The following is a 465-nucleotide window of genomic DNA, read 5'->3' as shown; positions in this document are numbered from 1 at the left end:
GACTACCAGGGTATCTAATCCCTTTCGCTACCCTGGCCTTCGAGCCTCAGCGTCAGGAGTTGTCCAGTAGCTCGCTTTCGCCACGAGTGTTCCTCTTGATATCCACGCATTTCACTGCTACACCAAGAATTCCAGCTACCTCTCCAATCCTCTAGCATGGCAGTATCGGATGCAGTTCCGGGGTTGAGCCCCGGGATTTCACATCTGACTTACCACGCCGCCTACGCTCCCTTTACGCCCAGTGATTCCGAACAACGCTCGGGACCTTCGTATTACCGCGGCTGCTGGCACGAAGTTAGCCGTCCCTTCCTCTTCCGGTACTATCAACCCTGTTCGCTATTAACGACCAGGTCTTACTCCCGGATGACAGGAGTTTACAATCCGAAGACCGTCATCCTCCACGCGGCGTTGCACCATCAGGGTTGCCCCCATTGTGAATTATTCTCGACTGCTGCCACCCGTAGG

General features: G+C 55.1%; 1 rRNA gene. It reads right to left on the bottom strand.

Going from position 1 to position 465, the window contains the following annotated elements:
* Nucleotides 1–465, bottom strand: a 16S ribosomal RNA gene (locus tag ACTHSW_RS10830); the annotation flags it as partial.

This window comes from Neisseria sp. P0008.S004, from assembly GCF_051962755.1.
Taxonomy (GTDB): Bacteria; Pseudomonadota; Gammaproteobacteria; order Burkholderiales; family Neisseriaceae; genus Neisseria; species Neisseria subflava_A.
The sequence above is the reverse complement of the archived record's forward strand: the minus strand, read 5'-3'. Positions and strand labels throughout refer to the sequence as shown.